Annotated in this window: 7 protein-coding genes, 2 tRNA genes and 1 pseudogene; 8 read left to right on the forward strand and 2 right to left on the reverse strand. The window is 67.8% G+C overall.

Translation table 11 applies throughout. The features are described from left to right. The 6 genes from AX721_RS15865 to AX721_RS15885 form a co-directional block, all read left to right on the forward strand. Positions 1–957, forward strand: a 957-nt coding sequence (locus AX721_RS15865; protein WP_068876978.1) for a ribonuclease E/G, incomplete at its 5' end; no start/stop codon positions are given. Further along, positions 954–1,121, forward strand: coding sequence for a DNA gyrase inhibitor YacG (locus AX721_RS26935; protein ID WP_082765817.1), 168 nt, complete (start codon positions 954–956; stop codon positions 1,119–1,121). The genes AX721_RS15865 and AX721_RS26935, both read left to right, overlap by 4 nt. Positions 1,122–1,204: 83 nt before the next feature. Beyond that, positions 1,205–1,280 (forward strand) — tRNA-Phe (locus tag AX721_RS15870). A gap of 630 nt (positions 1,281–1,910) precedes the next feature. Beyond that, complete coding sequence (exbB, locus tag AX721_RS15875; RefSeq protein WP_068876979.1) at positions 1,911–2,813, forward strand: tonB-system energizer ExbB; 903 nt, start codon at positions 1,911–1,913, stop codon at positions 2,811–2,813. 5 nt (positions 2,814–2,818) lie between these two features. Next, positions 2,819–3,250: a biopolymer transporter ExbD gene (locus AX721_RS15880; protein WP_068876980.1), complete on the forward strand. Its 432-nt coding sequence runs from the start codon at positions 2,819–2,821 to the stop codon at positions 3,248–3,250. Between the two features lie 10 nt (positions 3,251–3,260). Beyond that, positions 3,261–3,965 carry an energy transducer TonB gene (locus tag AX721_RS15885; RefSeq protein WP_068876981.1) on the forward strand — a complete coding sequence of 235 codons (705 nt, stop codon included), beginning with the start codon at positions 3,261–3,263 and terminating at the stop codon, positions 3,963–3,965. Between the two features lie 72 nt (positions 3,966–4,037). Here the strand turns inward: AX721_RS15885 and AX721_RS15890 are convergent, their stop codons facing one another. Continuing rightward, positions 4,038–5,186 carry an acyltransferase family protein gene (locus tag AX721_RS15890; RefSeq protein ID WP_068876982.1) on the reverse strand — a complete coding sequence of 383 codons (1,149 nt, stop codon included), beginning with the start codon at positions 5,184–5,186 and terminating at the stop codon, positions 4,038–4,040. A gap of 128 nt (positions 5,187–5,314) precedes the next feature. Between AX721_RS15890 and AX721_RS15895 the strand changes: the two genes are divergently transcribed. Together AX721_RS15895 and AX721_RS15900 are read left to right on the forward strand one after the other, a co-directional pair. Then, positions 5,315–6,103, forward strand: a complete 789-nt coding sequence (locus tag AX721_RS15895; RefSeq protein WP_156467199.1) for a LytTR family DNA-binding domain-containing protein — start codon at positions 5,315–5,317, stop codon at positions 6,101–6,103. Between the two features lie 53 nt (positions 6,104–6,156). After that, positions 6,157–6,233, forward strand: a tRNA-His gene (locus AX721_RS15900). 41 nt (positions 6,234–6,274) lie between these two features. Here AX721_RS15900 and AX721_RS28005 read toward each other — a convergent pair. Then, positions 6,275–6,590 (reverse strand): annotated as a pseudogene (locus AX721_RS28005) (hypothetical protein); the annotation flags it as partial.

The raw sequence follows: 6,590 nt of genomic DNA on the forward strand, positions 1-6,590 counted from the left end.
GTCCTGCGGCGCGACGACGAGGACTTGGGGTTGGTGCTGGGAGCGCGGCTGATCGCCCGGGTGGCGAACGTCGAACCCGCGATCGGCGCCGCGTTCCTGGACCTGGGGGACGGGCGAGAGGCCATGCTCCCCTTCAAACCCGATGCAAGGCCGGTGCGCGGCGCGGCGGTCGAGATCGAGATTCGGAGCGAGGCGCGGCAAGGCAAGCTGGCCACGGCGCGCCAGACCGGCGAAGGGGAGGGGGCGCCGAGGCTGCTGCGGCCCCCGCCCGGCGTCGCCGACATCCTTCGCAGCGTCGTGCGCGATGCGGATCCGATCGAGGGCCGCGAGGCGCGCGAAGCCGCCGACGATGCCGAAGCCGAGGCGCTCGAAGTTGTCCATCGGCTCCCCGGCGGGGGGGACATCGCCATAGAACCTACGCGCGCGCTCACCTCGATCGACGTGGATCTCGGCGAGCGGAAGGGACAGGATTCGAAGCGGGCGGCGCGCCACGCCAACCTGGCCGCGATCGCCGAAGGCGCACGCCTGCTTCGACTGAAGGGGCTGGGCGGGCTGGTCATCCTGGATCTGGTCGGCCGCGGGCACGACGGCGCCGCGCTGCTGGCCGCCGCGCGGCTTGCCTTCGCCCCGGACAACCCCGGCGTTGCGATCGGCCCCGTCGGACGTTTCGGCACGATGGAACTCTCGATCCCGCGTCGGACCCGACCCATTTCCGACTACCTCTTGAGGGCAGACGGCGGTCTCGCCGACCGCGCGCTCGCGCAGCGTCTCGTCCGTCGGATCGAGGCGGAGGCGCAGACCGTGCCGGGCGCCCGGATTGTCGTCACGTGCGCGCCGGCGGTGGCCAAGGCGGCCGAGCCGCTCGTCGCCTCGTTGGCCGAACGCTACGGCGCCCGGTTCGCGGTGTCGGCGGATGCCTCGCGGCCCCGCGAGCGCTTCGAGGTAGCGCCGGCATGAGCGCCAAGTGTCCCATCTGCGGCAAGCCGCCTCAGCCCGAGTATCGGCCATTCTGCTCGCGGCGTTGCGCCGACGTCGATCTGCAGCGCTGGTTGACGGGCGGCTACGCGGTCCCAGCCGAGGAGGGCGAGGCCGGGCCCCGGGGGCAATCGGAGGAAGACTGAGGCTGCGAAAAATCGCCGGCGAGGCTCGCTGGACTTACGCCGACGCCTCTTTTATAGAGCGGCTCCCGCGCGGCGGGGCCTAGGCCTGGGTAGCTCAGTTGGTAGAGCAGCGGATTGAAAATCCGCGTGTCGGTGGTTCGAATCCGCCCCCAGGCACCACTTCCCACAATCCTATCGCCGCGAACGGAACCGTCGACGGGGCCACGCCCCACGGTGCTTACTCGCTCAACGGCAAGTCAGGCCCGCCTCGGCCTGCGCTAAGGCAAAGCTCAAAGTCGCCGCGGAGCAAAGAGTTGACCGGGGCGCCTGGAATCCGCGCGGCCTGCCCGCGCCCGGCGCCTCGACTTGATCAATCCTGGTTTGGTGAAATTGCTGCGCCGCAGCAATCCTCTGCGGCGAACGGTGGTGAATCGACGAGCTCAAGACGCTTCTTGCGTGTGCAGCGCACAATCCGTGCGCATGCGTCAGTAATTTGACGATGTAGGGAAAGCTTCTGCCCCTTGACGCTTCGACAAGGGGTTGCCAAAGGGTCCGGGCCGCTCGTCTAAAAAAGCGGTAAGACTTTGGGCTCCCCCCGTGGGAGTTCAAGGCCGTCCGCACCTTCGAAACGCCAATCCCTGCGAAAAGTCGGGAGTCCGCGTTCCGGGTCGGGCGCAGCGACAGCGCCTCTGGCGTTTCCGGGCCGCGAAAGCGGGCTGGGGCGCCGGGCTTGTTTCAACTAGGGTGGAGACGCTCTCGCGCGACGACCCTCCGGCCAATCGTGCTAGACCAACCAGGAACTGGCGACAGATGCTCGACAACAAACTGAAGACCACTTTTTCCGCTCTCCTCGGCGCCGTCGCGCTGATGGCGAGCGCGCCGGCGTTCGCCCAGGACGCCGCCGCCCCGGCCGCGCCCGCGGCCGACGCCGCCGCCCCGGCCGCTGACGCCGCCGCGGCTCCCGCCGCCACGCCGGCCGAACCGGCCGCTGCTGAATCGGCCGATCCGCCCACCATGAAGGGCGCCGGCAAGCTCAACGTCGGCACCATGTTCATGGACGCCGACCCGGTCGTTAAGGTGATCATGATCGGCCTGGCTCTCGCCTCGGTGCTGAGCTGGACGATCCTCGTCACCAAGATTCTCGAGTTCAACGCGCTCAACAAGGTCTCGGACGGTTTCGTTGAATCCTTCCGCGGCGCCAAGTCGATCAACGACATGAGCCGGATCGCCCTCAGCGAGGAATTTGACGGCAACCCGCTGGCCGACATGGCCGCCGCGGCCGCCCAGGAGATCGAGCTCAGCCGTCAGGCTGGCCTGCAGATCGCCGGCGAACACCGCGACACCACCATCGACCGCGCTTCGCATGCGGTGAGCGCCGTTCAGGCCTCGCTGGCTCGTCGCCTGTCGGGTGGCATGCAGTACCTGGCCTCGGTCGGCTCCAACGGCCCGTTCATCGGTCTGTTCGGCACCGTCTACGGGATCATGAATTCGTTCATCGGGATCGCGAACACGAACACCACCAACCTGGCCGTCGTGGCGCCCGGCATCGCCGAAGCCCTGCTCGCCACCGGTCTGGGCCTGTTCGCGGCCATCCCCTCGGTTATTTTCTACAACTACTTCCAGACCCGCATCTCCGCCTACGGCGCGCGTTCGGAAGGGTTCGTGGCTGAGCTGATGAACGCGATTTCCCGGCAGCTCGACAAGGGGGCCTAATCTAGATGGCCGCCAAGCTCTCCAGTTCCGGAGGCGGCCGCTACGAAGAGAGTCAGAACGCCGACATCAACGTCACACCCTTCGTGGACGTCATGCTGGTTCTTCTGATCATCTTCATGGTGGCGGCGCCGATGGCGGCCGTGACGGTCAAGGTGGCTCTGCCTCCTGCCGTCGCTCCGCCCGGCACCAATCCGCCTAAGCCGGTCTATATCTCGATCCAGCCGAACGGCGGCCTGTTCATCCAGGACTTCCGGACGGACCTTCCGAGCCTGGGCGACGATCTTCGCACCCAACTGGGTGCGACGCGGAACCCGACGAAGGAGCGTATCTTTATCCGTGCGGACAAGGACGTGCTCTACGGTGACTTCATGGGCGTGATGAACATGCTGCAGGACAACGGGTTCTACAGCGTGGCTCTCGTCGGTGAAGACAAATAGGTGGTGACCCATGACTGATGCTCACCACGAAGTTCTCACCCGGCACAATCCGTTCGATGACCCCAAGCCGAAACGCCGGCCCGGGACCATCATCGCGCTGATCCTGGCCGTCGTCGTGCACGGGGCGCTGGGCGTCTACCTCTGGAAGACGCGCTTCGAGCCGAAGTACAAGGAGTACTCGGACGAGGTGACGGACGTGGCTCTCATCAAGCCGGTTCCGCCGCCTCCGCCGCCGCCGCCTCCGCCGCCGCCGCCGAACACGCCGCCGCCGCCGCCGCCGAAGCTGCAGCCCAGGCCGCCCGTCGCGGTGCCCGACATGCCTTCGATCCCGCCGCTGCCGGTTCCGCCGGTCGAGCGTCGCATCGAGGAGCCTCGGCCGCCCGCCGCGCCGCCGCCCGAGCCGCCGCGCCCGTCGGTCATCACCAACCCGGATTGGCTCCGCCGTCCGACCGGTGACGACATCAACCGCTACTATCCCGACCGTGCGTCGCGGATGGAGGTTGAGGGCCGTGCGACCTTGAGCTGCCAGGTTAACGCCCGCGGCACCCTTGAGAGCTGCTCGGTCGTTTCCGAGGAGCCAGGTGATATGGGCTTCGGCGACGCCGCCATGAAGATGTCCAGGCTCTTCAAGATGCGGCCGCAGACCAGGGACGGTCAGCCGGTCGACGGGGGCACGGTGCGGATCCCGATCCGCTTCTCCCTGCCGAAGGGCTAGCCACGGTCTTCAGGTCGGCCTGATGAGAACGAGCCCCGGTCGCGCGAGCGGCCGGGGCTTTTTCTTTGCCTGCTATTCCGCCGCGGCCACGGCGGGCGTCGGGCGGCGTGGCGCAGGTTTCAGGCCCAGCGGCGCCCGCAGGATCGGCACGGCCCGCGCCAGGCCGTAGGTGGCCAGGCAGGCTCCGATCTCGATGGTCAGGATTGCGCTCGCCTCGGCCAGCGCCGGCAGGACCAGGGGCTTCAGGAAGTGGCCGGCCAGTACGATGGCCGTCTGGTGGATGATATAGAAGGGGAAGACGGCCTCGGTGAGGGTCGTCAGCAGCGGGGAGCCCGAGCGGATATAGCGCCGGGCATAGCCGAACAGGGCGCAGATCACTGTCCAGGCGTAGGCCTCGCGGACGAACGCCGCGACGGTGGTGAGGGTTCCGGCATCCTCGACGTACTCATAGCGCCGCACCAACAGTCCCGCCGCCAGGGCGGCGCACGCGGTCGCCAGGACCGCCAGCCTTCGCCGCTCCAGGAAGTCCCACGCCGCCTCGCTGCGCGCCATGACGAGGCCAAGCAGGAAGGCGGTCCCGTACTGCAGGTGCCCGTAGCCGTCGGCGAAGACGATATGAGTCTCGCCCCATGCACGCGCCGCCGTGGCGCGGTAGATGCCGAAGATCAGGGCCGGCAGGAGCAGCAGAGCCGGCCCCTTCAGCAACCGCGCCGTTCCGCGCTCGATGGCGGGCCAGAACGGCCGCAGCGCGACGGCGAGCATGGTGTAGACCCACAGGTAGGCCACGAACCACAGGTGGTTGTAGGTCGGCAGGATGAGGCCAAAGCTGGAGTCGAAGGTCAGGTAGCGCGGCCAGAAGTCCAGGAAGCTGCCGGCATAGCCGTTCTTTTCCACGACCTCGGCCCAGCTCTGGGGCGCGACGATCAGGATCATTCCGAACAACAGTGGAATCAGCAGCCGCTGCGAACGCTCTTTTGCGAGCGTCGTCGAGCCGGTCTTCTCGCCCATGAAGCGGGTGGCGGCCCCGGAGATGACGAACAGGAGTGTGAGCCGCCAGGGATTGAGCGCCCCCATCCATGGCTCCAGATCCCGCAGGACATGGGTGCTCTTCACGTGCCAGTCCCAGGACACGTAGAACATTCCCAGGTGATAGAGCAGCAACAGCAGGAACGCGCCGACGCGCAACGCGTCCAGGTCGTATCGTCGGGTGGTGGCGGACATGCGCAAGCTCCAGTCAGCGAGGACCGAAGGGATGCCGCGCGGACCCGGAATCCCGCCACTATGAAGGGGCGCGCGGCGGAGCTGTTGTGACGGATCGGCAGACTTCAGGGACGAACGGTGGACTTTCCGTGACGGACGGGAAGGGGGACGGGCCGTTCTTTGCCGCCACTGGAGCCGCACTGTTTCTCTTCGCGCTGGTGAACACCTTCAGCGTCCTGGACGATATGAAGGGCGCTGGCCGTCGGTTGGACTTCTGGGAGCCGTTCGTCTGGGAAACCACGAGCGTCGTGGTGATCCTCGCCATGATGCCGACCTTCACGGCGCTGGTCCGGCGGGTCTGGCCGCTGGACCCGCCATGGCCGCGCGCGGCGGCGGTCCATCTCGCCGGTCTCCTGATCTTCGCGGTGGTTCACATCACGGCCATGGGCGCAGCGCGCTGGGCGGTCTACGCCACGGTGGGGGCTCACTACTCGCCATTTTGGCCGCTGGCCAATTTCATCTACGAGTTCCGCAAGGACGCTCTCGCTTATGCCGGCTTCCTGCTCCTCTACGTGCTGTGGCGACAGCATCTGCGGCCGCGAACGGAAACCGCCGCGGCGCCGGAGGCGATCGAGGTGCGTGACGGCGCCCGCCGGTTCTTCGTGCCCCTCCTCGAACTGGCGTGGATCGAGGCGGCGGGCAACTACGTCGAGTTGCACCGCGGAGAGAACCGCATCCTGCACCGCGCGGCTCTGAGTGACATCGAAAGGCAGTTGGAAGGCGCGGGTTTCGTCCGGATCCACCGATCGCGGCTCGTGCGCAGGGCCGCCATCGTCCAGGTCGAATCCAAGCCGTCCGGCGACTATGTTGTTCGGCTCGCGGGCGGGCGCGAGCTTGCGGGTTCTCGGCGTTACCGGCGCCCGCTACTCGACCCGTGATCGCGCGGCTTGATCGGACCGCCTCGCCCGACTAGAAAGCGCGCTCGCGATGCGCCGCCCTAGCTCAGTTGGTTAGAGCGCCAGATTGTGGCTCTGGAGGTCTCCCGTTCGATCCGGGAGGGCGGTACCATCGCTCCGACGTTGAAACGTCGAGAGTTTTCGGAAAATCGGCTAGGCCGCGGGACGCGGCGACGGAGGCGGGTCGGGCGGCGCTGCCGCCTGCCGCATCTCGTGGGCCGCACGCAAGGCCTCGGCGGTGGCGGCGTCGGCGGGGAAGAAGGTCTCGAGCGTTAGCTCCGAGAGCGTGATGTCGACCGGCGTGCCGAAGACGGTGGTCGTCCCGAACAGGGAGAGCAGGGTGTCACCCGCCATCAGTTGGAACGGGATCACCACATTGCCGAAGTCCTCAGGGCGGCGGTCCGGCGCGGGCGGACGCGGATAGCCCCGGATCTCCTCGATCAGCGCCAGGAGCCCCGGATCGGCGGGG

This window comes from Phenylobacterium sp. CCH9-H3 (genome assembly GCF_001557235.1).
Taxonomy (GTDB): Bacteria; Pseudomonadota; Alphaproteobacteria; order Caulobacterales; family Caulobacteraceae; genus Phenylobacterium.

Bases quoted from the DNA above. Each gene is read 5' to 3' on its own strand.
- exbB (WP_068876979.1), top strand. From the start codon at position 1,911: ATGCTCGACAACAAACTGAAGACCACTTTTTCCGCTCTCCTCGGCGCC.
- AX721_RS15880 (WP_068876980.1), top strand. From the start codon at position 2,819: ATGGCCGCCAAGCTCTCCAGTTCCGGAGGCGGCCGCTACGAAGAGAGT.
- AX721_RS15890 (WP_068876982.1), bottom strand. From the start codon at position 5,186: ATGTCCGCCACCACCCGACGATACGACCTGGACGCGTTGCGCGTCGGC.
- AX721_RS15885 (WP_068876981.1), top strand. From the start codon at position 3,261: ATGACTGATGCTCACCACGAAGTTCTCACCCGGCACAATCCGTTCGAT.
- AX721_RS26935 (WP_082765817.1), top strand. From the start codon at position 954: ATGAGCGCCAAGTGTCCCATCTGCGGCAAGCCGCCTCAGCCCGAGTAT.